The organism is Nocardia cyriacigeorgica (assembly GCF_005863245.1).
Classification (GTDB): Bacteria; Actinomycetota; Actinomycetes; order Mycobacteriales; family Mycobacteriaceae; genus Nocardia; species Nocardia cyriacigeorgica_C.
This window is the reverse complement of sequence record NZ_VBUT01000008.1, coordinates 34589-60026: the sequence shown is the minus strand read 5'-3', so window position 1 is coordinate 60026 and position 25438 is coordinate 34589. Positions and strand designations below refer to the sequence as shown.

The window sequence follows — 25438 nt, the reverse complement described above, 5'->3', positions numbered from 1 at the left end:
TTTCGGCCGTCGCGCGATGATTACGGTGGACGCCGTGGTTGCCGGCCGATCCGACGGGGCGGGGTCAGTCCCGCCAGACCTGCTCGGCCACCCTGCGGAAGTTCCCGCCGAACACTGCGGCTCGGTCGGCATCGCTGAATCCGCGCTCGGCGAGTACCGCATCCAGTCCTGGCACCTCGGACAGACCGAGCAGGTCTTCGGGTGGGGTCCACTGCAAAGGACCCCACTTGGTGTACGCGTCGGAGAAGGCGCCGGGGTTGGTGCGGAGTTCGTGGTTGAAGTCCTCGGCGTCGAAGGAGTAGTCGGAGCCGATGCCGATGTGGTCGATGCCGACGAGTTCGGCGCCGTACTCGATGTGGTCGGCCATGGCCCGCACCCGTTCGGCGCGCTCGTGTGCACCGTTGTGGCCGAGGAAGATGCCGACGCCGTTGATCCCGATGACGCCGCCGGTGTCCGCGCATGCCCTGGCCTGCTCGTCGGTGATGTTGCGCGGGTGCGCCCACACCGCGTCGAAGTTGGCGTGGCTGTAGATCATCGGGGCTGCGGTGAGTTCGGCCAGGTCCAGGCCGGTGCGGCGGGAACAGTGCGCTCCGTCGACGAAGACACCCGCTTCGTTCAGCGCGCTCACCAGGTCGCGGCCGTAGCCGGTGAGCCCGGTGTCCTCGGTATCGAGGCAGCCGCATCCGGCCGCGTTGGCGTGGTTGTAGGTGGGCAGCAGGGACCGGACGCCGAGATCGCGGAAGCAGGCGACGTTGTCCAGGTCGCCGTCGAGCGGGCCCGCGTCCTCCAGGTCGAAGGCGAGCGCGATGGTGTCCGGGTCGCCGATCTCGGACACCTTCGTGACCAGCCGGAACCGTCCGTCGGCGCGGGCGTCGGCGCGGAACTTGTGCAGCAGTGCGAGGGTGTCGGCACTCGACTGCGGCGAATAGCCGACGTTCACCGACAGGTACGAACCCAGCGGGTAGCGCGCCAGCTCGGTGATGTCGGCAGTCGGTAGTAGCGGCAGGCAGCTGTGCTGCTCCCACAGAAACGGCGGCACGGCAACCTCCTGGATAGTTCAGCATCCGAGCAGCTCATCCTATGTCTCGGCGCGGACCGTGCCGGGTAGCCGCGTGGTGGTCGTCACCGCTGGGCAACAATGTGGGGATGAGCGGCGTTGACGAGGAAGTGACTGATCCGTATCTCTGGCTCGAAGAGGTGACCGGCGAGGCCGCCCTGGACTTCGCGCGCGCCCACAACGAGGTCGTGGTCGAGCGCTTCGCCTCCTCCGACCGGTTCACCGAGTTGCAGCGCCGCATCCTGGACATGCTCGACACCGACACCAAGATCGCCTACCCGGGCCGTCGCGGTCGCTGGCTGTACAACTTCTGGCGCGACGCCGAACATCCGCGCGGGCTGTGGCGGCGCACCACCTTCGACGAGTACGCCACCGACGACCCGGACTGGGATGTGCTGATCGACCTCGACGCGGTCGCCGCCGACGAGGACGAGAACTGGGTGTGGGGCGGTGCGGGCGTGCTGCGTCCTTCGCAGAGCCGTGCGCTCATCTCGCTCTCGCGTGGCGGCGCGGATGCCAAGGTGGTGCGTGAATTCGATCTGGAGACCAGGACATTCATCGCGCCGGAGGACGGCGGGTTCTTCCTGCCCGAGGCGAAATCGCAGATCAGCTGGATCGATATCGACTCGGTGTATGTCGGCACCGATTTCGGGCCGGGTGCGCTCACCGATTCCGGGTATCCGCGCATCGCCAAACGCTGGCGTCGCGGTACCCCGCTCGCGGAGGCGGAGACGGTGTTCGAGGGCGAGGCCGGCGATGTGGCGGTGTCGGCCGGCTACGACCGGACACCCGGCTACGAGCGTCACTACATCGGGCGCGCCATCGACTTCTTCAACGAAGAGGTGTATCTGCTCGAGGCGGACGGCAGCTGGCGTCAGCTGGAGACGCCGCTGGATGCCAGTGAGTCCTGGTACAAGGATTGGCTGCTGGTGCGGCTGAAGTCGCCGTGGGAAATCGGGTCGACCACCTATCCGGCCGGTTCCCTGCTCGTCACGAATTTCAACGACTTCCTCTCCGGTGGACGCGATTTCGAGGTCCTCTTCGAACCCGACGCGCACACCGCATTGCACGGCTACGGCTGGACCGAGAACCATCTGCTGCTGGTCACCCTCGAGGATGTGCAGACCAAGCTGTACGTCCTCACTCCCGGCGACGACGGCTGGCGTCGCGAACCGCTCGCCGACACCCCGCCGATGTCCACCACCGGCGTGCTGAACCTCGACCCGCTCGAGGGTGGCGATGAATTCATGCTCACCACCAGCGGATTCACCACGCCGGCCACGCTGCTGGCCGGTTCCGTCGGCGGCGAGACGGTCCGCCTCAAGCAGGAGCCCGGCTTCTTCGACGCCGACGGCATCGAGACCGAGCAGTTCTTCGCCCGGTCCGATGACGGAACCATGGTGCCGTACTTCGTCATCCGCCATCGCGACCACAAAGGTTCTCCGCGGCCGACGGTGATGTCGGGCTACGGCGGCTTCGAGGTCTCGCGCACACCCGCCTACAGCGGCGCGTCCGGCATGGGCTGGCTGGAACGCGGCGGCACCTGGGTGATGACCAATATCCGCGGCGGCGGCGAGTACGGCCCCGAATGGCACACCTCGGTGCAGAAAGCCAACCGGCACAAGGTGTACGAGGATTTCGCCGCCATCGCGCGCGACCTGGTGGACCGTGGGATCACCACACCCGAGCAGCTCGGCGCCGTCGGCGGCTCCAACGGCGGCTTGCTGATGGGCGTCATGCTCACTCGCTACCCCGAACTGTTCGGCGGCATCGTCTGCCAGGTGCCGCTGCTGGATATGAAGCGCTACCACCGCCTGCTGGCCGGCGCCTCCTGGATGGCCGAATACGGCGACCCGGACAACCCCGAGGAATGGGAGTACATCGGCAAGTACTCCCCCTACCAGAACGTCCGGGCCGACAAGCAGTACCCGCCCATCCTGCTCACCACCTCCACCCGCGACGACCGCGTCCACCCCGGCCACGCCCGCAAGATGGCGGCGCTGCTGGAACAGCTCGGGCACCAGGTCTGGTACCACGAGAACATCGAGGGCGGGCACGGCGGAGCCGCCGACAACAAGCAGTCGGCGTTCCAGGCGGCGTTGATCTACGAGTTCTTCACGCAGATGCTGGTGGAGAAGAGCTAGCCGGCCGGGCTCGTCCCAGTCGCCGGTGCTCGGTGGTGCGGCACGGCAGTCGACGAGGACGGGCCCCGTTACTCGCAACCCACAGATCTTGTCCACTGAACGGGCAGTCCGGAGTCACGGATACCTCCGACGCGCCCGAGTGGGTGGCATCTGTGTTTGCCGGTGACAGTTCAGATTCCGGTTACCGACAGGATGCGGAACGGGGTGACCGGAGTCCCGGCGCCGAGCGGGCCGCCCTTGTCGAATTGGGAGGAAACGACAAGGGTTCGGTCACCGTCGTGCACCAATGTCGTTGGTACCGCAAGGGTTACATCGGACAGTTCCGCCGCACGGGTCGCGCTGGTTCCGTCCGGGGCGAGGGTCCAACGGGCGAGGATGTTTTTCGTATTCTGGGCGACCAGCAGGGTGCTGCCGTCCAGGTCGAGGCCGTCACCCATCGCGACGTCGCCGCTGTTCAACGCCACCTTGCTGATCGGACTGCCGGCGTCACCGCCGAGGTCGACGCGGTAGAGGTCGCCGCCGGTCGAATCGACGACGAGTAAGTAGCTGCCCGCCGCGTCGGCGGTGATGCCGTTGAGGGTGTAGGCCTCGGGGCCGTGCGGTTCGAGGGCGGGCTTCAGGTCGAAGGCGGGGGTGAGTTCACCGCGTCCGCCCTGGGCGATCGTGCGGGTCAGGTCGTCGGCCGTGATCCGGTACACCACTGCGGTTTTGCTGTCGGTGACGTAGGCGGCGCCGTCGGCGGTGATCACGATGTCGTTGACGAAGCGCTCCCCGGCACCGGCGACGTCGAACCGGGCCAGCAGCTCACGCGAGGCGATGTCGTATACCGCGACGCCTGCGGTCGAGTCGAGCACCCACAATCGCCCGTCCCGATCCACCCGCAGCCCGTTGGCGGTTTTGCGTCCGTCGGTGCCGCTGGGCAGGAACACCTCGGCTCGTTCGGCACCCGGCGCCGCCCGGTAGATGGTGCCGTCGCCGAAGGAGCCGACGTAGATATCGCCGGTGCGCTCGTCGGCGGCGATCCCCTCCGGGTAGACCCGATCCCCTGGCAGTTCGAAGGCCGTGTCGATCCGCGGCGCGGGTTGCGCCGACTCCGCATCGGCGCCACAACCGGCGACGGCAAGCGCGGCCGTCGCAATTACCGCTGCCGACCAGCGGCGACGCGCAATCTGAAGCATGATTCGAGCCCTCTCGACGTATTCATGTGAAGTCATATGATCGATCGGCCACGAATGTAGATTAGAGTTCTAACTAGCGTCAAGGCTCTAACGAACCGAAGGGTGGATACGATGCCATGTATGACGCCCATGCCCGCCGCCGAACGCATCGGCTCCTACATCAAGCGCGCCGAGCAGGCGCTCAACGCGGCCAAGAACGCGGCCCTGAAACCGGCGGGCGTCACCGTGTCGCAATACGCGGCCCTGCTGTATCTGGTCGAGAACCCGGGCATCTCCGCCGCCGCCCTCGCCCGCCTCTGCGGGGTGACGCCGCCGACGATGAACACCGTGCTCACCAACCTCGTCGACCGCGGCCTGATCGAACGGACCCCACACGCCTGGCACAAGAACGTGCTCGAAACGAGGCTCACCGAGGCGGGAGAGAAGGCCATGCGCGATGCGGACGCCCGCGCTATCGCCGTGGAGCGTGCCGTCGCCGCGGGCTTCACCGAAGACGAGCGGCAGACCTTGATCGATCTGCTCACCCGCTGCGCCGACCTCTTCGACGCCACCCGCGTGGACGCGCCCGCAGCACCGGAGCGCAGCTGAGTAGCCGCCGATCCGCCTCCGCTCCCGCATCTTTCGACTCCGCCCTCGGCATCCGCACCGCGCTGCCACCGCTGGTTTCGGGTCTACAGTGACGCTATGGCTGATCTGCATCGGACAGCAGGCATCCTCTACGACATCGACGGCGTGCTGGTCACTTCATGGCGGGCCCTGCCCGGAGCGGCCGACGCCGTCCGGCGCCTCGCTGAACGGGGTCTGCGCCGCGCGTTCCTGACCAACACCACCTCGCGCACCCAGGCCGAGATCGCCGAACGGCTGTGCGCGGCGGGCATCGAGGTGTCGGCCGACGAGATCGTCACCGCGGCGCGCTTGACCGTCGAATACCTGCGCCGCCACCACCCGAACGCCCGCACCTGGGTGCTCAACCACGGCGATATCGACGCCGACCTCACCGAGCTGGAACTCGATGACACCGACCCCGACGTGGTCGTATTGGGTGGCGCGGGCCCCGAATTCACCCACCGCGCCCTCAGCCGCGTCGTCGAACTGATGCTCGACGGCGTGCCCGTCGTCGCCATGCAGGGCGGCATGACCTGGGCCACCGACGACGGCCTTCGCATCGACACCGGCACCTACCTGCCCGGCCTCGAAGCCGCAGGCAACGCCACCATCACCGTCGTCGGAAAACCCTCGCCCACCGGCTTCCGCACCTGCGCCGCGACCATGGACCTCACCCCCGAACAGGTCCTCATGATCGGCGACGACCTGCATTCGGATGTGCTGGCCGCCCAAGCAGTGGGCATGACCGGAGTCCTGGTCCGCACCGGCAAATTCCGCGCCTCGGTCCTGGAATCCTCGGCGCACCAACCGGACCACATCATCGATTCGATAGCCAACCTCCCCGACCTCCTCCCGCCCGGGTTGGCTTCCGCATAGTTTGTGGCGTCTCGAGCGGGCTAGACCTTGTGCGAAGTCATCGGAAGGTATGCGAGGAACTACCCGAGGACGAAGGCAACGAGGAACCCTGCCGCGGTGGCTATTCCGACCCACCAGCCCCCTTCGCGGTAGGCCTCGGGCATGAGGGAATCCGCGAGCACGGCGATGGTCGCCCCACCCGCGAAGGCCTGGACGGTGCTGATCTGGGTCCCGGAAAGGTTGTCGGAGAGCAGGTTTCCCAGCACCGTCACCACAACGAGCACGACACCGGTGATAGTCCACAGCGTCAGCGCTCGCCCGGGCGCGAAGCCGTGCCGGTCACGCATCAGCGCCGAACCCCCGATGGCCTCGGGCACATTGCCCACCGCCACCGCGACCAGAAGCACCACGCCGCCACCGCCGGCCAGCGAAACGCCGAGCGCGGTGTTCTCGGGCACGCCGTCGAGCACCGTGCCCAGCATCAAGGCCCAGCCGATCGCGGTGGGGCCGAGCCGCTGCTCGATGAATCGGTTCGCGACCACGTAAACGGTGGCACCCGCGAAGAGCGCGCTGCCGGCGACCCAGGCCCCGGCCTCGACGAACGCGGGCTCGAACAATTCGTTGGTCACCGCGGCGATCATGGTGCCCGCACCGAAGGCCATCAGCGAGGCGAGCAATGGCTTCGGCAGCGTCCAGCGCAAGCCGATGACGGCGCCGAGTACCAGCGGCACTGCCGTGCCCAATCCGTAGAGCAGCGCGGTCCCCATTCGGCCACGGTAGGTCAGCGGGCTGAATCGCCCCGGGCTCCGCGCCGAATGCACCGAAATAATTCTAGAAATTCCCTTCAAAATCGCCCGGCGCGACGTAGCTCTCGGTATCGTCCGATTCGGTAAACAGCCAGTGACACTGGCCAGGTAATCCCAGATCGGAGTTCGTGTTTGACAGGTGTTCCATCCGACGTGCTCGGATAGTCGCTCGCATGCCGTCGGCGATGGGGAAGGCCGGTGAGTGTCGAACATCTCGCCTGCCCCGGCGCCACGAGCGAATAACGAGCCGACGCAGACTTGCCAACTCGGCCGACGCGCGGTCGGCCGTCAGTTGCGGCGAAGGGCCCGATCCATGACGAGGGGATCGGGCCCTTCGGTATTGTCTGCCCCAATGTCACAGGATGCGAATACGGGACGAATGTATGCCGGGCAACCCGTAGAGGACCGGCAGCGCCAGCGGCGTGCGCGTTTTCTGGAATCCGGTCTGACCGTTTTCGCGCGCGACGGATACGCCAACAGTTCGGTCGGCGCCATTTGCAAGGATGCGGGGCTGTCGTCTCGGCAGTTCTACGAGGAGTTCACCGGCCGCGAATCCTTGCTGATCGAGCTGTACGAGCAGATCCACCGGGAATCGCGCGCCGCGGTCGAGGCGGCACTGGCGGAGCGGTCCGAAGCCAGCGCGGTCGAGAGCATCGACGCCGCGGTCCGCGCGTACGTGGAATCCATCGGCACCGATCCGCGCAAGGCCAGAGTGGCACTGGTCGAGGTGGTCGGCGCCGGGCCCAAGGTGGAGAAGCTGCGGCTGGAACTGCGCCGCATGTGGGGTTCGCTGCTCGCGGGCGCGGCCGAGGACGCCGCCATGCACGGCGAGATCCCGCCGGGCGACTACGAGATGCGCATGCTCGCCATCATCGGCGCCGTCAACTACGTGGTCGACGAATGGAGCGGCTCGGAACCGCGCCGCCCCCTCGACGATGTGATCCGCGTGCTCAGCCGGGTCATCATGGGTGCCGTCGGAGCGTGATCGACGGCGTGGGATCCGCGTAGCCTTGGCGCGTGGAAACCGTACCGATCCAGATGCCCGACGGCAGCACCGTCCCGGTGCGGCTGCTGTCGGCCTCGGGCGCCCACCGTCATCCGGTGACGCCGGACGTGCCGCGCCCGGTCGTGGTGATCGTGCCCGGCCTCGGCGTCCCCGGCGAGTACTACGGCTACTTCGCCCGGCTACTGTCCGAGCGCGGTTTCGACGTCGCCATCGCCGAGCTACGCGGTAACGGCGACAGCACTCCCAAACCGGACTCGTCGAGCACCTACGGCTACCACGAACTGGTCTCGGTCGACTTTCCCGCCATGTTCGAGGTGGTGCGCGACCGCTTCCCGGACAGCACCCCCTACCTGCTCGGCCACAGCATGGGCGGCCAGCTCGGCGTCATGTACGCCGCCCGCATCCGCGGCCGCCTCGGCGGACTCATCCTCATCGCCTCCGGCACCCCCTACTACCGCGGATACCGCGGCCTCACCGGCCCCGGCATGCTCGTCGGCACCGCCGCCGTCTCCCTCACCGCCAACCTGGCCGGCTTCTGGCCCGGCGACCGCTTCGGCCCCAACGGTTTCGGCCGCCAATCCAAGGTCCTGATCTCCGACTGGGCCCGCCTGGCCCGCACCGGCCGCTTCGTCCCCGTCGGCGCCGACATCGACTACGAAGAACGCATAGCCCGGCTGAAACTTCCCGTCCTGTCCATCACCATGACCGGCGACGACCTCACCCCCGAACCCTCCGCCCGCCACCTGCTCGAAAAGTTGCCGAACGCCGACATCACCACCTGGCACGAGACCCGGCCGCTCGGGCACAACGGGTGGATCACCGATCCGGTGAGCACGATCGATCGGATCGAGAAGTGGTTGCGGGACAGGTGATTCGGGTTCACCGTCCGATGATGGACCAACGCGCGAACGACAGGCGCGGCCACACCGTTTCCACGTCGCCGCGACCACGCGCGGAGGCAGGGCAATGGCTGCAACTATTGCCAGCAGGGGTAGCCCGACCACGACCGCGCACAGATTCAACAGCGATCGGCGGCCGACCTGGTCGTCTTGCAACAGCAGCTGGATTCTCCCCGCATGTGGGCGGTCGCGGCGCGGTTGATGACGCTGTTCGCCAAGACCTATCCGGGCAGCGATGGCCGCAAGGCGATCTCGTGGTATCGCATGGCGGCCGAGGCTGCCGACCGGTCCGGTGACACCGATATCCGAGTGTGGGTGCGCGGCCGTGCGGCGATCGCGCTCGGTTACGAAGGAGCCGGGATTCCGTTCGCGCACACCTTCGCAGATCAGGCGCTGGCGATCTCCGAACGACACAGTCTCGGGCGACTGAACGCACTCTGGGGCAAAGCGCATGCCTCGGCGCTACAGGGCGACCGAACGACGGCCGAGGACCTGATCGACGCCGGTCGGCGAGAATTCGACACCTCGTACTCGGAGCAGCAGACCTCCGACTACGCAGTGCCGTGGTGGCGGGTGAACGTCTTCCTGTCTCTGCTGGCGGCCCGGCTCGGCGATGAGAAGACAGCCCTCGCGGCGCAGGAAGATGCGAGCGCGGCGCTACCGCCCGAACTTCCACGCTTCGCGACCCACCTGGACATGCATCGCGGCTTGATGCTCATCCGCGCAGGCGACCGAATTCAGGGCGTGCGCGTCGCCCGCGCCGCCCTCGACGCCCTGCCACCGGAGAAGCACTCGCTCACGCTGCGCATGCTGATGGATGAGATCAGTGGGCCGGACCGAACTGACTCCAGAATGACGTGAAATGCTCTCGGCGGGTTCGAAGCTCACTGTGCCGATGTACGAGCCGCCCTACCCGAGAACGGATTCGAAACATGCCCGATTCGCCAGCGATCGACCGCAGACCGCACGTCGCCTTGATCGTCTACGAGATGGGCAAAGTAGGCGGCCGTGGTGTCTACTATCGCGAAGACTTCGTACTCGTCTGGGCGCAAGATCTGGACCAGGCCCGCGAACTCGCCGACCAGCATGTACGCAACGAGGTGTACGAGTCCGAGGACGGAAGCTACGTCCGGCTCTATGCGGTGGTCGACGTCAACGAGGTCACCGAACCGTTGAATTCCGCCCCCACCGCTGACCTGTACTCACGGCACTTCGCCAGCATCGACGACTACAAGTCCTTCGAGATGTTCCTCGGCGGGAAGGACCCCCTGGTGTAGCCGCCGTACCGTCGCTGATCGCAACCGAATACGCTCACGCTGTGATCACCACACCCGACCACGCGGACCTGCATCACCTCATAGATCGGCTTACCCCCGCACAGGCGCGGCATCTACGGGAGATCATCTCGGACGATCCTGAGCTACCCTCAGCGGACGTCACCCCGATCGGTGGCGAACCGACGGTGCCCGACGCGCGCTGATTGCCCTGTCCAGCATGTGAGGTTCGCACCGCTGGCGGTACGGCCCCATCACGATGGACCGTCACAGTCGGGAGTGTTACCTGCTGCACGCGCGGATTGTAATCGGCTGCCACTCTGCAGGATCGGGCTTCGATGCGGGTCGGCGATGACCGGAGCTCTAGGATCGCTCCGTGATGCAGAGCGAGGCAAGGCGCAAAATTCTGAGCGATGCCTATCGTCGTTGCAAAGGGCCTGTGGCCTATCTCGACGAGTCGTATCAGGTGGCGGATCCGGTGGTGGCACCAGCGGCGACGTTCTACATCTTTACCGCGGTGGTTGTGGCGTTCGATCAGATGCAGGAACTACGTGAAGGCTTGGGCGAAATCGCCGCGAGCAGTTGGTGGCATACGACGAAGGCCTTGCTCGAGTCCGAAGGACGCGCCAAGACGCAAGAGATGCTGGAATTCCTGGCGGAGGGGCCTGAAACCTCCATCATCGCTTTCCAGGCGCCTGTCCACGACTCGGACCGCGACGGCGAGGCTGCTCGACGCGCGTGCTACCGGGGTCTTGCGATCGAGCTCGCCGCTGGCCGCGAGAACGAGCGGGCGCCAGTAGACCTGTTCGTCCTAGAGGAGCGCAACCAGAACAACTTCCGCAACAAGGATCGGCTCAATCACAAGGAGCTGATCTCCGAGAAGCTGATTCCACAGCCGACCCGTCTGCTACAGACATCGCCGAGCCTGGAGCGGCTGTTGTGGTTACCAGACCTGGTCTCGTCGGCCTATCGCCGCACCCTGACCCACACCGACGACACAAAGAGGCTGTTCGACATCATCCAAGCACGCGTGCGCTTCGCGAAGCCGTTCCAGTGACCCCAGAAACAGAGCAGCCCCCGGCTGCCGTAGCTACACCGAGGGCCAGACCAGCTATCGCGACGCAGGGTCGGGAACACTGGTTCCTTGCTCGCCATCCACCATAACACCCTTTCCGTGCGTTTTATTGCCCCAAGTGCTAGATCAATCACAGCCAGGCGCTCACCGTCGGCATCGGCCCAGTGACAGCCTCATCCTCAGGACTGTGTCCCCCCATCATGGGCAACCCTAGTTAATCGGGCGCCGGAAGCTCCTCCGCATCCCCGGTGGTGAACGGCCCACGCAGTCGCTGCGCCAGTTCAGGATCCGAGTAGACCTCGGCCGTCGACTGCCACTCTCGGAGCGCGCGGGAGAACGGGAGCAGCAGACCGGTCTCGGCACCTGCCAGTAGGTGATCCAATAGCTCTCGAACGCATTGCGGGCGAGCGGGTTCCGGTAGCCACACCAGCCAGGGCAGTTCTTCGGCGAAGACTTCCTCGGCCAGGGAGCGGTTCGCTTTGGCGACGATGGCGAGGGATCGCGCGGCCAGGCCCAGACCCTTGACCAGTGCCTCGAAGCGCTCGGAGCGCATGAGGACCAGGTTCTCCGCGTCGCGGCGTTCCAGGATCACGTCGGCGTCGTCCAACGCGGGGAACACGCTGGTCTGCTTGTTGATCAAGGTGGAGAACGGAAAGGTCCGGGTAGCCATGCACCCATACTACGGCACAACTTCGAAACTAGTTCAGTAGTTATCCCGGCCGCTGAAACGCCGGAGGCCGGCCCACCAGACGGTGGACCGGCCTCCGGTTCGAGATGTGTTGCCGGGTGGCAGGACTCAGAAGTCCATGCCGCCCATGCCGCCGGTGGGGTCGGCGGGAGCGGCCGAGGCCTTCTCCGGCTTGTCGGCGACGACGGCCTCGGTGGTCAGGAACAGGGCCGCGATGGAGGCCGCGTTCTGCAGGGCCGAACGGGTGACCTTGACCGGGTCGGCGACGCCGGCGGCCAGCAGGTCCTCGTACTCGTTGGTCTGGGCGTTGAGGCCCTGACCGGCGGGCAGGTTGGAAACCTTCTCGGCCACCACGCCGGGCTCGAGGCCGGCGTTGAAGGCGATCTGCTTCAGCGGAGCCGACAGCGCGACACGAACGATGTTCGCGCCGGTCGCCTCGTCGCCCTCGAGCTTGAGGTCGTCGAGCGCGGGAGCCGACTGCAGCAGGGCCACGCCACCACCGGCGACGATGCCCTCTTCGACGGCAGCCTTCGCGTTGCGGACGGCGTCCTCGATGCGGTGCTTGCGCTCCTTGAGCTCGACCTCGGTCGCGGCACCGGCCTTGATGACCGCAACACCGCCGGCCAGCTTGGCCAGGCGCTCCTGCAGCTTCTCGCGGTCGTAGTCCGAATCCGAGTTCTCGATCTCGGTGCGGATCTGCGCGACGCGGCCCTTGATGGCCTCGGCGTCGCCGGCGCCCTCGACGATGGTGGTCTCGTCCTTGGTGACGACGACCTTGCGCGCCTGGCCGAGCAGCTCGATGCCCGCGGTCTCCAGCGAGAGGCCGACCTCTTCGCTGATGACCTCGCCACCGGTGAGGATGGCGATGTCGGCGAGCTGAGCCTTGCGGCGGTCACCGAAGCCCGGAGCCTTGACGGCGACGGACTTGAAGGTGCCACGGATCTTGTTCACGACCAGGGTCGACAGGGCCTCGCCCTCGACGTCCTCGGCGATGATCAGCAGCGGCTTGCCGGCCTGGATGACCTTCTCCAGCAGCGGCAGCAGGTCCTTGACGGTGGAAACCTTCGAGCCGACCAGCAGGATGTACGGGTCCTCGAGGACCGCTTCCTGACGCTCCGGGTCGGTGACGAAGTAACCGGAGATGTAGCCCTTGTCGAAGCGCATACCCTCGGTCAGCTCCAGCTGGAGGCCGAAGGTGTTGCTCTCCTCGACGGTGATGACGCCTTCCTTGCCGACCTTGTCCATGGCCTCGGCGATCAGCTCACCGATGGACGGGTCGCCGGCCGAGATACCGGCGGTAGCGGCGATCTGCTCCTTGGTCTCGACCTCCTTGGCGGTGTCGAGCAGCTTGGCGGTGACGGCCTCGACGGCCTTCTCGATGCCGCGCTTGAGACCCAGCGGGTTCGCGCCGGCCGCGACGTTGCGCAGGCCCTCGCGCACCAGCGCCTGAGCCAGCACGGTGGCGGTGGTGGTGCCGTCGCCCGCGACGTCGTCGGTCTTCTTGGCGACTTCCTTGACGAGCTCGGCGCCGATCTTCTCGTACGGGTCCTCCAGCTCGATCTCCTTGGCGATGGACACACCATCGTTGGTGATCGTGGGGGCGCCCCACTTCTTCTCCAGCACGACGTTGCGACCCTTCGGGCCCAGCGTCACCTTGACCGCGTCGGCGAGGGCGTTCAGACCCCGCTCGAGGCCGCGACGGGCCTCTTCGTCGTACGCAATTGTCTTGGCCATTGCGGTGAGATCCTCCAAGTAATGAGGCTGACACACAGGATGACCGCATTGTCGGGTCACCCTATTTACGCTGGCCAGGCTCGGTGCCCGCGACGGACGACCAGGGGTGTCTTGGATACCCGATCTCACCGTCCCGACCTGGCACTCACGGATGGAGAGTGCCAAGCCCTTTTTAGCACTCGCCGGTGACGAGTGCAAGGTCGGGCCCCGCTATCACTGCAATCGGTCGGTCACGCGCAACGCCAGCGCGAGGAACGCATCGGCCCGCCGCTCCTCGGGCGAGCGCGGCTCGCCGTCCTCGACGGTGACCAGCTCGGCGTCGTTGATCAACAACTCGGCCTCCACCCGCATGATGGCCCGGATGAACGGTGGCGCCACCTCGGGCGGCAGGTCGCCGTTGACGACGTAGCTGCCGTCGTCGAGGGATTCGGTGGAGACATACGACAGCGCGCGCAACAGATCGTCGCGCCGTTCCCCCGCGATCAGGTCGGAGTTCTCATCATCCGCCATTGCTATAGGTTACCGGCAGTACTGGCGGCGGGGCGGCCGCACGTGCAGCTGCCACCCCGCCGCGATCTTCCGGCAACCATCCGGTGATGCGCCCACCGGCCGGTTCGACAGCCGGGCGTGCGCACCCGGGTTCAGGATTTATCGCCGATGATGCCCGCGAGCAGCTCGACCAGATGCGCCTCGGCGGCCGATTTATCGATGCCGAGGCCTGACAGCACGCCGGTGCCGTTTTCCTGCTCGAGCAGGGCGAGCAGGATGTGTTCGGTGCCGATGTAGTTGTGGCCGAGCCGCAGCGCCTCGCGGAAGGTCAGCTCGAGCACCTTTTTCGCCTCGGGATCGAACGGGACCAGCGGGGGCACCTCACCGCCGGCGGGCGGCAGGGCGGCCGTGGCAGCCTCGCGCACCGACTCGACCGTCGCGCCCTGGGTGAGCAATTCCTTGGCGGCGAGTCCGTCGGGCTCGGACAGCAGCGCGAGCACCAGATGCGGCGGCGCGATCTGCGCGTTGCCTGCCGTGCGGGCGGCTTCCTGAGCCGCCATGACCACATTTTTGGCGCGCGGGGTGTAGCGGGCGAACCCGGCGTTGGGGTCCATTGCGGCGGCATCGCCGGGCGCCTTCGGCACGAACCGCTTCTGCGCGGCCTGCTTGGTGACGCCCATGCTGGCGCCGATATCGGTCCAGGAGGCGCCGGAACGGCGGGCCTGGTCGACGAAGTGGCCGATCAGGTGATCGGCCAGTTCGCCGAGGCGTCCGGCGGCGACCATGGCGTCGGCCAACTGGTCGAGGACGTTGTCGGGGCGGGCCTTTTTGATGCCTTCGATGAGGTCATCGAGTTTGAGCGAAGAAGTCATGCGTCAACCATAGGTTGACGATCCATTGCCGTCAACCATTGGTTGACGATCTCTATTTCGCTCCGGCTCCCGCGGCCGCGAAACGCACGATCGTCTCCTTGACCCGCGCCGCGGTGCGCCCGGTCAGCACCATCCGTGCGGGGGCGTCGTCGGCGCGCACGAACTGGATGACGCCGTCGCGACGCCCCAGGCTCAAGCACTGGAGGTGGTAGCGGAACTCGAACTCCCCCGGTTCGCCGCCGCGCAGGCGGGCGACGATCGCGTCGGCGGCATAGGAGCCGGTCGGCAGCGCGGTCGCGCACGCCATCCGCAGCTCGCGGTCACCAGGACCGGCCACGACCGCGCTGTCACCCGCGGCGTAGATGTTCGGATGCGATACCGAGCGCAGGGTGGCGTCGGTGCGCACCCGGCCGTGCACGTCCACCGCGAGACCTGCCCGCGCGGCCAACTGCGGGACGCCGAACCCGGTGGTCCACACGGTGGCACGGGATTCGAGCGAGGTGCCGTCGGCCAACCGCACCGCACCCGCGCTCACCTCGATGACCTTCGCGCCCGCGTGGATTCGCACGCCGAGCCCGTCCAGCACCCGGCGGATATGGGCTTGCGCCCGCGCCGACAACCAGGCCCCCGGCTCTTCGGTGCTGACCAGTTCGACGCGGGTGCCGGTGCGGGATTCGGCGAGTTCGGCCGCCACTTCGATCCCGGTCGCGCCGGCGCCGACGACGACGATCGGACCGTCGGCGGGGATGCGGGCCGCCGATTCCGGCGTCGCCACCGAATAGGCGTACTCGGCGACACCGGGCACGCCCGCGTCATCGCCGACGCTGCCGAGCGCGTAGACCAGCGTGTCGTACGCGAGCGGTTCGCGATCGCCGAACCGCAGCAGCGCGCGCTCGGCATCGAGCTCGGTCACGCGGCCGTGCACGAATCCGATCCCCTTGGGTTCCAAGAGTTCTCGCAGCTCCCATGCGCGGGTCCGCTGTCCGGCGAAACGCTGGTGCAGCCGGACCCGTTCGACGAAATGCGTCCGCGCGTCGACCACGGTGACCTCGGCGCCGCGCGCCTTCTTCGCGAACCGGCGTGCGGCGGCCAGGCCCGCGTATCCGGCGCCGAGTACGACGATCCGATGCTGTCCGGTCATGGTGGGCTCCTCGGGAGTCGGGACGGTGATACCCCTCAGACCGGATGGCGCGGCGATCCCTGACAGACCAGCGCAGTGATGCCGATCACACCGGTTCGGGCGGCGCCGAATCGGCCCGAACCGGAAGGCCTGCGTGGTGACGCTCCGCTACCGCCTCCGGCCCTTGACCGGTTCAGGCGGTGCTGAATCGGCCCGAACCGGAGGGCCTGCGTGGTGACGCTCCGCTACCGCCTCCGGCCCTTGACCGGTTCAGGCGACAGCGCGCCCGAAGTAGGCGAGCTTTCCCGGCGCCACCACCAGCCGCAAAGCCGTCACCACCTCGCCGTCGGAATCGGCCGTGCACACCGCGAGCGGCGCACCATCGACCCAGGCGCAGACCGCCGGCAACCCGTTGACCTCGACGATCTCGATCGTCACCCCCGGCACCACCCAGCCGAACAGCTTGGTGAGGTACAACGCCACCCTCGACGCACCAACCACCGGGCGGCGCGCCACACCCACCATGCCGTTGCCATCGGCCACCGAGATGACGTCGGCGGCCAGCATCTGCTCCAGCGCGGCGATCTCGCCGTCGCGGGCGGCGGCGAAGAAGCGTTCCATCAGCGCACGCGCCTGCGCGAGGGGAATATCGAAGCGCGCCTTACCATCTCGCACCCGCCTGCCCGCACGATGAAAGATCTGCTGCGCATTGGCTTCGGTGAGCTCGAGCATCGTGGCGATCTCGCGATGCGAATAGCCGAACGCCTCGCGCAGCACGAACACCGCGCGTTCGACCGGCGAGAGGCGCTCCAACGCGGTGAGCAGCGCCATCGACACCAGCTCGCGTTCCTGCGCCGACTCCAGCGGACCGAGTTCACCGGACCCGGTCGGCACCGGCTCGGGCAGCCACGGGCCGACGTAGCTCTCCCGCCGGGCCCGCGCCGAATCCAGCCAGGTACGGCACAGATTCACCACCACGGTCGTCAACCAGGCCTGCGCCGAACGGATCTCGTCGCGCGGGGCACCTTCCCAGCGCAGATACGTTTCCTGCACCGCGTCCTCGGCCTCGGCGGCCGAACCGAGCATCCGGTAGGCCAGCGAGAACAAGCGTGGACGCTCGGCCTCGAAATCAGCCAGACCCTGTGCGTCCATCCGCCACCTCCCGCACCGTCAGCGGCGACGATACCCGGGCGTACTCAGCTCTCGACGCCGTCGTGTTCGCGCTTACCACCCGGCCGGCGCAGCCGCAGCCGCGACGACCCGCGCATGGCAGGCCGACGGATCGCCGGACGACGGATCGCCGGACGTCGCCGCTGCGCACGCCGCTGCGCACGACGTTCGGCCGGCTTGTGCTCCCAGGTCTCCGGCCGGGCCGCGACCCAGCGCTGCGAATACCAGGCGAACGGGATATGCCCCAGGTACAGCACGATCAGCACCAGCAGCAGCACGATCGGATAGGTGACCAGCGCGGCGGCGGCCGCGGCGACCAGCACCAGCAGCCCGGCCGCGGCCTGCGGCGCCACCGACACCGACTTCATGGCCAGCGTCGGGATGGTGCTCACCGCCAGCAGGGCCGCGAACACGACCCAGGCGCAGACCACGCCGAAACCGACCCACCAGCCATCGCCGAACTGCACATACAGCGCGACCGGGGCGAGGGCGATCAACGCGGCCGCCGGGGCCGGGACGCCGACGAAATACTCACGCGCCCAATCCGGGCGGGTGTCGTCGTCCATCAGTGTGTTGAACCGCGCCAGCCGCAGCACGATGCTCACCGCGAACAGCAGCGCGATGATCCAGCCGGTGCTGTTGTCGCTGAGCAGCCCGATATAGAGCACAAGGGCGGGTGCGACACCGAAGGAGATGGCGTCCGACAGCGAATCCAGCTCGGCGCCGATCTTGGTGGTGGCTGCCAGCATCCGCGCGAGCCGACCGTCGAGGGTGTCGAGGACGGCCGCGGCGCCGATCATGGCGAGCGAGACGCCGAATTCACCGTCGAGGGCGAACTTCACCGCGGACAGTCCGGAGCACAGCGCCATGATGGTGACCATGCTCGGCAGCAGCCGGATCGACCGGCGCCGCCGTCCGGCAGTGCCCTGTTCCATCATGACCCTGCGGTCGGCAATACGGCCAGCACGGTCTCGGCACCGATGGTGCGCTGACCGACGTCGACGAGCAGTTCGGTGCCCGCCGGGAAGTATGTGTCGACCCGCGAGCCGAAGCGGATCAGGCCGTAGGTGTCGCCGATGGTGAGCACGTCACCGGGCTTGGCATCGCAGACGATGCGGCGGGCCAGCAGGCCGGCGATCTGCACGACCACGATCTGCGCGCCGGCCGGGGTGTCGATGACCATGCTGTTGCGCTCGTTGACCGAGCTGGCCTCCGGCAGGTCGGCCGAGCGGAACTGCCCGGCCTGGTGCACCACGGTGCGCACGGTCCCGGAGACGGGCACCCGCTGCACATGCACATCCAGCACCGACAGGAAGATGCTCACCCGCGGCAGCGGCTGATCGCCGAGACCCAGCTCGGCCGGTGGTACCGCGGTGTCGACCAGCGCGATCTCGCCGTCGGCGGGCGCGACGACGGCACCGGCCCGGTTCGGCGGCACCCGGTGCGGATGCCGGAAGAACGTCGCACAGGCCGCGGCCGCCGCCAGCCCGCCACGGCGCACCCAGCGACGTTTGCCGCCGAGCACCGCGACGGCCAGCGGCGCCGCGACGAACGGCAGACCGGCCGGGTGCAGCGGCGGGATCGCATGGCGCACCAGGTCGGCGACGTGGCCGAGGCCGGTGCGTTCGGGCGTGCCGGGCGGGGTGGGACGGCGTGCCACAGGCTCCTCTTTCGTGCTCGGTGCAAGACGAACGCGCCGTTCGAGGACCGTCGCGGCGACGGTCACTCAGCCCGTCGACGGATGACAGCGATCGTCGACGGGGTTCGGCGCAAGCGTTCACACCTTACGGGAACCGCGCCCGTGGCACTCGGTGTCAGCGCACCGAGCTGCGTCCGGTGAACAGTTTGACCAGGTAGAGCAGCACACAAGCCCCGACGAGGCAGGTGACGAAGCTGAAGAACCAGCCCGCGCTCTCGACGTCGACGCCGAACAGCATCAGGACGAATCCGCCGAGCAGGCCGCCGATCACGCCCACCACGATATTGAGCAGAATGCCCTGTTGAGCATCGGTTTTCATGATCTTGCTGGCGATCCAGCCCGCGAGCCCCCCGATGATGATCCACGCGATGATCCCGATTCCGAGCATGGTGTCCTCGAATCTGTGGGTTGGGCACGCCGCCGGTTGCGGCGTGTGCCTGGGATATACCCGGGTCATTGTGAGAATACGCACTCGCGTGTACCCGGGGTAGCGCTAATATGAGGGAGCCTCATGTCTACGAGTCCGCGTAGTACCAGCTGATTCGTAGCTATCGACCAGTGAGGATCCACATCGATATTCGGGGACAACCCGGCGGCGCCGACGCCGCAGGTACATAGGAGACGCACCATGGCTGCTCGTTTCGCCCAGACCACTGGCGCAGAGCACACGGCGATCCTCGGGCTCGGCGTCTATCGCCCGGCCCGGGTGGTCACGAACGACGAGGTAGCGGGCCCGATCGACTCGAGCGACGAATGGATCCGGACCAGGTCCGGCATTCGCACCCGGCGCTTCGCCGACGATTCCGAAACCATCCAGAGCATGAGCGTCGCGGCCTCGCGCGGGGCGCTGGAATCGGCGGGAGTCGCCGCCGACCAGGTCGATTGCGTCATCGTCGCCACCTCGACCCATCTGCTGCTCACCCCGGCCGCGGCACCGCAGATCGCCACCGAGCTCGGCATGAACGGTGCGGCCGCCTTCGACATCTCCGCCGGTTGCGCCGGTTTCTGCCATGGGCTGGCCCTCGCCTCGGATCTGGTGCGGGCGGGAACGTCGAAGAACGTGCTGGTCATCGGGGTGGAAAAGCTCACGAACACGATCAATCCGACCGACCGCTCCACCGCGTTCCTGTTCGCCGATGGCGCGGGCGCGGTCGTGGTCGGCCCGTCCGAGGAGCAGGGCATCGCCCCCACGGTGTGGGGTTCGGACGGCACCCAGCATCACGCCATCCGCCAGGACAAGGACTGGATGGAGTTCTTCGCCGAGATCGAGGAGAAAGGTCTCGACGCGGTCCGGCCGTATCTGGCGATGGAGGGCACCGCGGTCTTCCGCTGGGCCGCGCATTCACTGGAGAAGGTGTGCCGGGAGGCCATCGACCGGGCAGGCCTGTCCACCGACGATCTCGACGCGATGATTCCGCATCAGGCCAACGGCCGGATCATCGAAATCATGGCGCGGGTGCTCAAGCTGCCGGAGAATTGCGCGCTGGCCAACGATATCGAGGAGACCGGCAATACCTCGGCCGCCTCGATTCCGCTGGCGATGGAGCAGCTGCTGCGCACCGGGCAGTCCAAGCCGGGCGATACCGCCCTGCTCATCGCCTTCGGCGCGGGCCTGTCCTGGGCCGCGCAGGTGGTATCGCTGCCGAACTGGCAGTCCTGAACGCGCCGGCGGGACGGGTGCGGACTACGCGCCCGTCTCGACCGCCGTCTTGATCTTGGCGAGGGTTTCGTTCATGCCCTTGGTCAGCGCGTCCTCGAAGGCCTGCTCGCCGCCGAGCACCCCGTCGATGGCCTTGCGCACGATCCAGGTGACGCCGTTGGGCACGTCCCGGCGCTCGATGAGGCGGGTGCCGGTCGCGGTGGGCTCGAGGGTGTAGCTCCAGACGGTGCGGTTCTCGTTCATCCGGAAGGCGAAGGCCTGATTGGGTTCGTAGCGCACGATGCGCGAGGTCGTCGGCCAGCGCTTGTACCCGTCTTTGTTCAGATTGATCGTCCAGGTGCCGGCCTTCGGCGTGCCGAGCGGGACCATCTTGACGCACTGCGGGCTGAACTCCGGCATCCGCTTGAGGTCGGAGACGACCTGCCAGACCCGCTCCGGCGGCGCGGCGATGTCGATGGCGGCTTCGAGATTGTTCGGCAACACTGCCTCCGGTTATGTGCGACTACGAGTAACGTGCATCCTGATCGTAATGATGGCCAGGTCACATTTTCGCATGTCTGCGGGTTCGAATGTAACGAGCGGCGCACAATGGGGATTAGACGAGAGACACAGCCACCAGCGAACCGCCCGCAACAGTGAGGTGATCGGCCGTGAAACTGCGCTCCCTCCTACATCGTCATCCGCCGCAATCGAGGTCGGCGGCATCGAACCTTCCGCAACTGCCGCTGATCGAACCCGAGGGTGAATCCGCCCCGCGCGTCGAGGAACGACTCGAAAGACTGCTCACCCCAACAGAACTCGAACTGGTACTGCGTCACCGGGTGTGAGCGCACGCTCCGCCGCGACGACAGCAGCGCAGACGAGACTTCATACTCATGAGGTGAGTTCCCCCGCTGCACCCAAGCCGGCCATTCTCAGCGTCGACGACGACCCGGGAGTGTCCCGGGCCGTCGTCCGCGATCTGCGCCGCCGCTACGGCGCCGACTACCGCATCCTGCGCGCGGAATCCGGCCCTGCGGCCCTCGAGGCGCTGCGTGAACTGAAACTGCGCGACCAGCCGGTCGCGGTGCTGATCGCCGACTACCGCATGCCGGGGATGGACGGTATCGAATTCCTCGAACAGGCCATGGACCTGCACCCATACGCGCGGCGGGTGCTGCTCACCGCCTACGCCGACACCAATGCCGCGATCGACGCGATCAACGTCATCGATCTCGATCACTACCTGCTCAAGCCGTGGGATCCGCCGGAGGAGAAGCTCTACCCGGTGCTGGACGCCCTGCTGGAGGCGTGGCGCGGCAGCGACCAGAAACCGGTGACCGGCACCAAAGTGATCGGCAACCGCTGGTCGCCGCGCTCCTCGCAGGTACGTGAGTTCCTGGCCCGCAACCAGTTGCCCTACCGCTGGTACCTGGCCGACGAACCCGAGGGCGCGCGGCTGCTCGAGGCCGCGGGCGCCGATCCGCAGCGATGTCCGGTGGTGATCACCGCCGACGGGCAGGCGCTACTGCAACCCACCGACAGCGAGCTGGCGGGCAGCGTCGGACTCAGCACCGAACCGGTCGGCGATTTCTACGACCTGATCGTCGTCGGCGGCGGACCCGCCGGGCTCGGCGCGGCCGTCTACGGCGCGTCCGAGGGTTTGCGCACGGTGCTGGTGGAACGCACCGCCACCGGCGGGCAGGCGGGGCAGAGTTCGCGGATCGAGAACTATCTCGGCTTCCCGGACGGGCTCTCCGGCGCGCAGCTGGCCGATCGGGCGCGACGGCAGGCCGCCAAGTTCGGCGCCGAAGTGATCACCACCCGTGAGGTGGTGGGCTTGGAGGTCAACGGGTCGGCGCGCACGGTGCGCTTCGCCGATGGCGGACGGCTGTGCGGGCACACCGTCATCATCGCGACCGGAGTGGACTATCGACGTCATCCGGCGCCGGGTGTGGACGAATTCACCGGGCGCGGTGTGTATTACGGCTCGGCGATGACCGAGGCCGCCGAATGCGCCGAACACGACGTCTACATCGTCGGCGGGGCGAACTCGGCGGGCCAGGCCGCGATGTTCCTGTCCCGCAACGCGCGCACGGTGCATCTGGTGGTGCGGGCGGACTCGCTGGAGAAGTCCATGTCCTACTACCTGATCCAGCAGATCGCGCAGACGCCCAATATTCGCGTGCATACCCGCACCGAGGTGGTCGGCGTGGACGGCGACGACCATCTGCACACGATCGTGTTGCGCGACAACGAGACCGGGGCCGAGGAGAAGGCCCCCACCGAGAGGCTGTTCCTATTCATCGGCGCGGCACCGCAGACCGACTGGCTCGACGGCGTGGTGGCCCGCGACGACGACGGTTACGTGCTCGCAGGTCCCGACCTGCTGGTCGAGGGCACCCGCCCGGCCGGCTGGGAACTGCCGCGGCCGCCGCATCATCTCGAGACCAGCGTGCCGGGGGTGTTCGTGGCCGGTGACGTGCACGCCGAATCGGCCAAGCGGGTCGCCTCGGCGGTCGGCGAGGGCGCGATGGCGGTCATGCTCGTGCATCGGTACCTGGCGTAGGAGGCGGTCATGGGCTCGGAAATGATCTGCGACCCGGCGGAACTGAAGACGCTGTTCCTGTTCGAGAAGCTCAACGACGAGCAGCTGGCCTGGTTGTGCGCGGACGGCCGGATCGAACGCATCGAGCCGGGCCCGGTCTACCGCGAAGGTGATCCGGCGACCTGCTTCTACGTGCTGATGGACGGCGAGGTGCGGCTGACCAAGCTGTCCGGCGGCCAGGAGATCGAGATGGTGCGCACCGACCATCGCGGCTCCTACGCCGGGGCCTGGGCGGCCTATCTCGGCGAACGCGCCGACCAGCATTACGGCGGCTCGATGTACGTCACCCGGCCGTCGCGATTCTTCGTGATCGACGCCCCCACCTTCGCGCGGATGATGCACGAATGGTTCCCGATGGCGGTGCATCTGCTGGAGGGCGCCTTTTTCGGTCAGCGCAACAACAACGCGCGCATCGCCCAGCGGGAGCGGCTGCTGGCGCTCGGCTCGCTGTCGGCCGGGCTGACCCATGAGCTGAACAATCCGGCCGCCGCCGCGGTGCGCGCCACCTCCGGCCTGCGCGAACGCATCGCCGGTATGCGGCACAAGCTGGCCATGATGGCGCAGGGCAAGTTCGACACCGCCTCGCTGGAGGCGCTGGTGCGTTTGCAGGAGGAGGCCGCGGCCCAGGTCGCCAAGGCGCCGGAGCTGACCCCGCTCGAGGCCGCCGACCGCGAGGACGTGCTCGGCGAATGGCTCGAAGAGCACGACATCACCGGCGGCTGGGATCTCGCGCCGAACTTCGTTCAGGCCGGTTTCGACGCCGACTGGCTCGACCGGGTGGCCGCCACGCTCGAGGACTGCACCCCGCAGGTGCTCGAGGGCGCCATCCGCTGGCTGAACTACACCATCGAGACCGAACTGCTGATGAACGAGATCGCCGACTCCACCGCGCGCATCTCCACCCTGGTCGGCGCGGCCAAGCAGTATTCGCAGATGGACCGGGCTCCGTTCCAGGTGGTCGATCTGCACGAGCTGCTCGACAGCACGCTGGTGATGCTCAACCGCAAGATCGGCGATTCGATCGAGGTGGTCAAGGACTACGACCGCGCGCTGCCGCCGGTGCCCTGTTATGCGGCCGAGCTGAACCAGGTCTGGACCAATCTGATCGACAATGCCGTCTACGCCATGGACGGGTCCGGCACGCTCACCATCCGCACCCGCCATGACAACGACTGTGCCGTCGTCCAGATCAACGACACCGGCCCCGGTGTGCCCGCCGAGGTCCGCGACCGCATCTTCGAACCGTTCTTCACCACCAAACCCGTCGGTGAGGGCACCGGCCTCGGCCTCGACATCTCGTTCCGGATCGTGGTCAACAAGCATCACGGCGATATCCGGCTCGAATCCCGCCCGGGCGACACCACCTTCACCGTCTGGCTGCCGCTGCACCGGAAAGAGGATGAACCCGCGAATCTCGAATCGACAGGAGATCCGGCATGACCACGTCAGGGCTACCCGAAGGCATCGATCCGACCGTTCCGCCGAGTGGACCGGGTTGTGTGGAGTGCGAGGCCGCCGCGGGCTGGTGGGTGCATCTGCGCCGCTGCGCGCAGTGCGGACACATCGGCTGCTGCGACAGCTCACCGGAACAGCACGCGAGCAAGCATGCCGCGGCGACCGTGCACCCGTTCATCCAGAGCTATGAGCCGGGCGAGGACTGGTACTGGGATTTCCGCACCGAGGAGATGTTCAGCGACGGGCCCGAGCTCGCGCCGCCACATCACCATCCCGAGGAGCAGGGTGTGCCGGGGCCGCGTTCCCGGGTGCCCGCCGACTGGCAGTCGCTGATCCACCGCTGAGCTGCGCGGTCCCGGTTTTCAGGGATCGATAAGGCGACCGCAAGGCCGGTGGCCGACAGTGGGCGACGCACCTGTCCGCGCCCCCGGCGGGCGCTCGATCCTGTGAGGCACCCATGTCGAAGAACCGCCCCTACCCGGTACGCTGCATCGGACGCGCCGGAGGCTCCGGCGCCGCTGATCACCGGGGAACCCACGATATGAAGCGAATTCCTGCGACGATTCTGTCCGTCGGCGCGCTGGCGCTGATCCTGGCCGGGTGCGGTCCGGACGAGTCCACCGAGGCCAGCGGGCTGCGCAAGGGCACAACCGATACCTCGAGCGCCTCCACCACCACCTCGGCGCGTGCGACCACCACCTCGGCCGAGTCCAGCCAGACCTCGTCGGCACCCACCACGACGCGCAGCGGGGGCAGCACGTCCGGAACCGCTTCCCAGACCACCTGCGCCGAGTTCCGCCAGCTCGACATCGCCGGGGAGAAGGCGCTGATCGAGGCGATCCTGGCCGAACACCCGGAAAGCCCGTTCGCCGGCAGCCCCAACGTCGCCCTCGGCACCGCCAAACTGGTGTGCCTGTCCGACGAGATGGCCAACACGCCGGTCGCCGAAGCCGCGGGCATCGTCGAACCCTGAGCCACCGCCGAGCATCCCTAGCAACGACGACAATCCCACCGCACCTCGTGAACACCTCTAGACGGGCGACCTCGAGGAGCCCGGTTCGCGG

27 protein-coding genes are annotated in these 25438 nt (G+C 67.5%); 14 read left to right on the top strand and 13 right to left on the bottom strand.

Annotation, left to right across the window (positions count from 1 at the left end; genetic code table 11):
* Positions 1-64: 64 nt before the first annotated feature.
* Positions 65-1039, bottom strand: coding sequence for a dipeptidase (locus tag FEK34_RS20570; protein WP_138450046.1), 975 nt, complete (start codon positions 1037-1039; stop codon positions 65-67).
* Between the two features lie 107 nt (positions 1040-1146).
* Between FEK34_RS20570 and FEK34_RS20565 the strand changes: the two genes are divergently transcribed.
* On the top strand, positions 1147-3201 hold the full coding sequence (locus FEK34_RS20565; protein WP_138450044.1) for a prolyl oligopeptidase family serine peptidase: 2055 nt from the start codon (positions 1147-1149) through the stop codon (positions 3199-3201).
* A gap of 170 nt (positions 3202-3371) precedes the next feature.
* Here FEK34_RS20565 and FEK34_RS20560 read toward each other — a convergent pair whose 3' ends face one another.
* On the bottom strand, positions 3372-4379 hold the full coding sequence (locus tag FEK34_RS20560; RefSeq protein ID WP_138450042.1) for an SMP-30/gluconolactonase/LRE family protein: 1008 nt from the start codon (positions 4377-4379) through the stop codon (positions 3372-3374).
* Between the two features lie 120 nt (positions 4380-4499).
* Here FEK34_RS20560 and FEK34_RS20555 point away from each other — a divergent pair, with 120 nt between their 5' ends.
* Positions 4500-4967, top strand: coding sequence for a MarR family winged helix-turn-helix transcriptional regulator (locus FEK34_RS20555; RefSeq protein WP_249359441.1), 468 nt, complete (start codon positions 4500-4502; stop codon positions 4965-4967).
* A gap of 96 nt (positions 4968-5063) precedes the next feature.
* Complete coding sequence (locus tag FEK34_RS20550) at positions 5064-5861, top strand: HAD-IIA family hydrolase (RefSeq protein WP_138450040.1); 798 nt, start codon at positions 5064-5066, stop codon at positions 5859-5861.
* Positions 5862-5920: 59 nt separating this feature from the next.
* Here the strand turns inward: FEK34_RS20550 and FEK34_RS20545 are convergent, their stop codons facing one another.
* Positions 5921-6607, bottom strand: coding sequence for a ZIP family metal transporter (locus tag FEK34_RS20545; RefSeq protein WP_138450036.1), 687 nt, complete (start codon positions 6605-6607; stop codon positions 5921-5923).
* A 391-nt stretch (positions 6608-6998) separates the two neighbouring features.
* Between FEK34_RS20545 and FEK34_RS20540 the strand changes: the two genes are divergently transcribed.
* From FEK34_RS20540 to FEK34_RS20520, 6 genes are all read left to right on the top strand, one after another.
* Positions 6999-7631, top strand: a complete 633-nt coding sequence (locus FEK34_RS20540; RefSeq protein WP_228783132.1) for a TetR/AcrR family transcriptional regulator — start codon at positions 6999-7001, stop codon at positions 7629-7631.
* Positions 7632-7663: 32 nt separating this feature from the next.
* On the top strand, positions 7664-8524 hold the full coding sequence (locus FEK34_RS20535; protein ID WP_138450033.1) for an alpha/beta hydrolase family protein: 861 nt from the start codon (positions 7664-7666) through the stop codon (positions 8522-8524).
* Positions 8525-8728: 204 nt separating this feature from the next.
* Positions 8729-9412 carry a DNA-binding protein gene (locus FEK34_RS20530; RefSeq protein WP_138450030.1) on the top strand — a complete coding sequence of 228 codons (684 nt, stop codon included), beginning with the start codon at positions 8729-8731 and terminating at the stop codon, positions 9410-9412.
* Between the two features lie 71 nt (positions 9413-9483).
* The gene (locus FEK34_RS20525; protein ID WP_138450027.1) at positions 9484-9828 is read left to right on the top strand and encodes a DUF4288 domain-containing protein; all 345 of its coding nucleotides are present in this window, start codon (positions 9484-9486) and stop codon (positions 9826-9828) included.
* Between the two features lie 41 nt (positions 9829-9869).
* Positions 9870-10031 carry a hypothetical protein gene (locus tag FEK34_RS30090; protein WP_171048312.1) on the top strand — a complete coding sequence of 54 codons (162 nt, stop codon included), beginning with the start codon at positions 9870-9872 and terminating at the stop codon, positions 10029-10031.
* A 173-nt stretch (positions 10032-10204) separates the two neighbouring features.
* Positions 10205-10882 (top strand): hypothetical protein, encoded by a 678-nt coding sequence (locus tag FEK34_RS20520; RefSeq protein ID WP_138450522.1) that lies wholly within the window; start codon positions 10205-10207, stop codon positions 10880-10882.
* 232 nt (positions 10883-11114) lie between these two features.
* On the opposite strand, the gene FEK34_RS20515 is transcribed toward FEK34_RS20520, so the two are convergent.
* From FEK34_RS20515 to FEK34_RS20475, 9 genes are all read right to left on the bottom strand, one after another.
* Complete coding sequence (locus FEK34_RS20515) at positions 11115-11570, bottom strand: hypothetical protein (protein ID WP_138450025.1); 456 nt, start codon at positions 11568-11570, stop codon at positions 11115-11117.
* A 126-nt stretch (positions 11571-11696) separates the two neighbouring features.
* A complete protein-coding gene (groL, locus tag FEK34_RS20510) occupies positions 11697-13322 on the bottom strand; it encodes a chaperonin GroEL (protein WP_138450022.1) in 1626 nt (541 codons plus the stop codon).
* Between the two features lie 213 nt (positions 13323-13535).
* On the bottom strand, positions 13536-13832 hold the full coding sequence (locus FEK34_RS20505; RefSeq protein WP_138450019.1) for a DUF222 domain-containing protein: 297 nt from the start codon (positions 13830-13832) through the stop codon (positions 13536-13538).
* A 131-nt stretch (positions 13833-13963) separates the two neighbouring features.
* Positions 13964-14683 carry a Clp protease N-terminal domain-containing protein gene (locus FEK34_RS20500; RefSeq protein WP_138450017.1) on the bottom strand — a complete coding sequence of 240 codons (720 nt, stop codon included), beginning with the start codon at positions 14681-14683 and terminating at the stop codon, positions 13964-13966.
* 52 nt (positions 14684-14735) lie between these two features.
* A complete protein-coding gene (locus FEK34_RS20495) occupies positions 14736-15824 on the bottom strand; it encodes an NAD(P)/FAD-dependent oxidoreductase (RefSeq protein ID WP_138450015.1) in 1089 nt (362 codons plus the stop codon).
* 249 nt (positions 15825-16073) lie between these two features.
* Entirely contained in the window at positions 16074-16955 is an 882-nt protein-coding gene (locus FEK34_RS20490) for an RNA polymerase sigma-70 factor (protein WP_138450013.1), read from the bottom strand.
* Positions 16956-16999: 44 nt separating this feature from the next.
* A complete protein-coding gene (locus FEK34_RS20485; protein WP_138450011.1) occupies positions 17000-17911 on the bottom strand; it encodes a CDP-alcohol phosphatidyltransferase family protein in 912 nt (303 codons plus the stop codon).
* Complete coding sequence (locus tag FEK34_RS20480) at positions 17908-18633, bottom strand: phosphatidylserine decarboxylase (RefSeq protein ID WP_138450009.1); 726 nt, start codon at positions 18631-18633, stop codon at positions 17908-17910. The genes FEK34_RS20485 and FEK34_RS20480 overlap by 4 nt, the downstream gene beginning before the upstream one ends.
* A gap of 154 nt (positions 18634-18787) precedes the next feature.
* On the bottom strand, positions 18788-19060 hold the full coding sequence (locus FEK34_RS20475; protein ID WP_014353301.1) for a GlsB/YeaQ/YmgE family stress response membrane protein: 273 nt from the start codon (positions 19058-19060) through the stop codon (positions 18788-18790).
* Between the two features lie 240 nt (positions 19061-19300).
* Between FEK34_RS20475 and FEK34_RS20470 the strand changes: the two genes are divergently transcribed.
* A complete protein-coding gene (locus FEK34_RS20470; RefSeq protein WP_014353302.1) occupies positions 19301-20332 on the top strand; it encodes a beta-ketoacyl-ACP synthase III in 1032 nt (343 codons plus the stop codon).
* A 24-nt stretch (positions 20333-20356) separates the two neighbouring features.
* Here FEK34_RS20470 and FEK34_RS20465 read toward each other — a convergent pair whose 3' ends face one another.
* Entirely contained in the window at positions 20357-20812 is a 456-nt protein-coding gene (locus tag FEK34_RS20465; RefSeq protein ID WP_138450007.1) for an SRPBCC family protein, read from the bottom strand.
* A 400-nt stretch (positions 20813-21212) separates the two neighbouring features.
* On the opposite strand from FEK34_RS20465, the gene FEK34_RS20460 reads away from it, so the two are divergent.
* The 4 genes from FEK34_RS20460 to FEK34_RS20445 all read left to right on the top strand — a co-directional run bounded on the left by FEK34_RS20460 (position 21213) and on the right by FEK34_RS20445 (position 25347).
* A complete protein-coding gene (locus FEK34_RS20460) occupies positions 21213-22880 on the top strand; it encodes an FAD-dependent oxidoreductase (protein WP_138450005.1) in 1668 nt (555 codons plus the stop codon).
* A 9-nt stretch (positions 22881-22889) separates the two neighbouring features.
* Positions 22890-24359, top strand: coding sequence for an ATP-binding protein (locus tag FEK34_RS20455; protein ID WP_138450003.1), 1470 nt, complete (start codon positions 22890-22892; stop codon positions 24357-24359).
* Positions 24356-24718, top strand: coding sequence for a UBP-type zinc finger domain-containing protein (locus FEK34_RS20450; protein WP_138450001.1), 363 nt, complete (start codon positions 24356-24358; stop codon positions 24716-24718). Before FEK34_RS20455 ends, FEK34_RS20450 begins: the two co-directional genes overlap by 4 nt.
* 197 nt (positions 24719-24915) lie before the next feature.
* Complete coding sequence (locus FEK34_RS20445) at positions 24916-25347, top strand: hypothetical protein (protein ID WP_249357964.1); 432 nt, start codon at positions 24916-24918, stop codon at positions 25345-25347.
* Positions 25348-25438: the final 91 nt, after the last annotated feature.

Coding starts and splice junctions, on each gene's coding strand:
- FEK34_RS20490 (WP_138450013.1), bottom strand. CDS start 16,955: ATGGACGCACAGGGTCTGGCTGATTTCGAGGCCGAGCGTCCACGCTTG.
- FEK34_RS20495 (WP_138450015.1), bottom strand. CDS start 15,824: ATGACCGGACAGCATCGGATCGTCGTACTCGGCGCCGGATACGCGGGC.
- FEK34_RS20525 (WP_138450027.1), top strand. CDS start 9,484: ATGCCCGATTCGCCAGCGATCGACCGCAGACCGCACGTCGCCTTGATC.
- FEK34_RS20530 (WP_138450030.1), top strand. CDS start 8,729: ATGTGGGCGGTCGCGGCGCGGTTGATGACGCTGTTCGCCAAGACCTAT.
- FEK34_RS20540 (WP_228783132.1), top strand. CDS start 6,999: ATGTCACAGGATGCGAATACGGGACGAATGTATGCCGGGCAACCCGTA.
- FEK34_RS20555 (WP_249359441.1), top strand. CDS start 4,500: ATGACGCCCATGCCCGCCGCCGAACGCATCGGCTCCTACATCAAGCGC.
- groL (WP_138450022.1), bottom strand. CDS start 13,322: ATGGCCAAGACAATTGCGTACGACGAAGAGGCCCGTCGCGGCCTCGAG.
- FEK34_RS20520 (WP_138450522.1), top strand. CDS start 10,205: ATGCAGAGCGAGGCAAGGCGCAAAATTCTGAGCGATGCCTATCGTCGT.
- FEK34_RS20505 (WP_138450019.1), bottom strand. CDS start 13,832: ATGGCGGATGATGAGAACTCCGACCTGATCGCGGGGGAACGGCGCGAC.
- FEK34_RS20560 (WP_138450042.1), bottom strand. CDS start 4,379: ATGCTTCAGATTGCGCGTCGCCGCTGGTCGGCAGCGGTAATTGCGACG.
- FEK34_RS20545 (WP_138450036.1), bottom strand. CDS start 6,607: ATGGGGACCGCGCTGCTCTACGGATTGGGCACGGCAGTGCCGCTGGTA.
- FEK34_RS20450 (WP_138450001.1), top strand. CDS start 24,356: ATGACCACGTCAGGGCTACCCGAAGGCATCGATCCGACCGTTCCGCCG.
- FEK34_RS20500 (WP_138450017.1), bottom strand. CDS start 14,683: ATGACTTCTTCGCTCAAACTCGATGACCTCATCGAAGGCATCAAAAAG.
- FEK34_RS20455 (WP_138450003.1), top strand. CDS start 22,890: ATGGGCTCGGAAATGATCTGCGACCCGGCGGAACTGAAGACGCTGTTC.
- FEK34_RS20485 (WP_138450011.1), bottom strand. CDS start 17,911: ATGATGGAACAGGGCACTGCCGGACGGCGGCGCCGGTCGATCCGGCTG.
- FEK34_RS20565 (WP_138450044.1), top strand. CDS start 1,147: ATGAGCGGCGTTGACGAGGAAGTGACTGATCCGTATCTCTGGCTCGAA.
- FEK34_RS20515 (WP_138450025.1), bottom strand. CDS start 11,570: ATGGCTACCCGGACCTTTCCGTTCTCCACCTTGATCAACAAGCAGACC.
- FEK34_RS20445 (WP_249357964.1), top strand. CDS start 24,916: ATGAAGCGAATTCCTGCGACGATTCTGTCCGTCGGCGCGCTGGCGCTG.
- FEK34_RS20470 (WP_014353302.1), top strand. CDS start 19,301: ATGGCTGCTCGTTTCGCCCAGACCACTGGCGCAGAGCACACGGCGATC.
- FEK34_RS20475 (WP_014353301.1), bottom strand. CDS start 19,060: ATGCTCGGAATCGGGATCATCGCGTGGATCATCATCGGGGGGCTCGCG.
- FEK34_RS20550 (WP_138450040.1), top strand. CDS start 5,064: ATGGCTGATCTGCATCGGACAGCAGGCATCCTCTACGACATCGACGGC.